The organism is Flavobacterium pokkalii, assembly GCF_014596575.1.
GTDB classification, from domain to species: domain Bacteria; phylum Bacteroidota; class Bacteroidia; order Flavobacteriales; family Flavobacteriaceae; genus Flavobacterium; species Flavobacterium pokkalii.
On record NZ_NASZ01000061.1, the window covers coordinates 1 to 779 of the forward strand.

Here is a 779-nt window from a genome sequence, read left to right on the forward strand (position 1 = left end):
CCCTTTTGTTTGATTACTAAAGTAATACGACGATAACCCAATCTGCCTTTATGGTGATTGTAAACCTGCTTAATTAATTCTTTAATATCCTTGTATTTGTCAACTAATTGACTTCTTTTTTCATAGTAATAATAACTACTTCTGACCATTTTCATACAATTGAGTAGAACCTCTAAATCGTATTTATGCCTTAATTCCATTATGGTTTGAGCCTTTTGTTTTGCTTGGCTTGTTCGGCTTGAACTAAGGCATTGAACTTTTTTAAAATTTCGTTCTCTGCTCGTAAATATTCCAGTTCCTTTAGAAGTTCTTCTTCTCTGGTTAATGGTTTGTCTGTTTTTCGTTGTTTTCGTTTTTTAAAATTCATAGATGATGGTCTTCCTTTAGGTTTAAGTTGCAAACCTGTTATGCCTTCTATTCCATATTTTCTTTGCCAACTTGTTATTGTTGATTCTCTTGGGATATTAAAAATTAAACAGGCTTTACTCAAAGATATTGACTTATTTTCGATAGCTTGTATTACTTTTAGTTTAAAGTTTACACTGTAGTTTTTGTTTTTGTGTCTTGGTAAAAGACCCTCATTTCCAAATTCAATATAAAATCTAATCCAGCGATTAAGATTTGAACTTGCTATACTATTTTCATATGCTACAGAATTAACTGAGCGATGTTTTCTTAAAACTTCTTGTACACAACGAAGTTTAAATTCATAATTGTATTTGACTTTTCTTTCCATAAAAATGCCCCCAAATAGCGTCTAACTTTTTGGGGGCAGTTCA

1 protein-coding gene and 1 pseudogene are annotated in these 779 nt (G+C 31.1%); both read right to left on the reverse strand.

The window, feature by feature from the left end; all coding sequences use genetic code 11:
• Positions 1-200 (reverse strand): annotated as a pseudogene (locus tag B6A10_RS16270) (IS3 family transposase); the annotation flags it as partial.
• Entirely contained in the window at positions 200-736 is a 537-nt protein-coding gene (locus B6A10_RS16275; RefSeq protein WP_188221713.1) for a helix-turn-helix domain-containing protein, read from the reverse strand. The gene B6A10_RS16275 and the pseudogene B6A10_RS16270, both read right to left, overlap by 1 nt.
• Between the last annotated feature and the right edge of the window lie 43 nt (positions 737-779).

Bases quoted from the DNA above. Each gene is read 5' to 3' on its own strand.
- B6A10_RS16275 (WP_188221713.1), bottom strand. From the start codon at position 736: ATGGAAAGAAAAGTCAAATACAATTATGAATTTAAACTTCGTTGTGTA.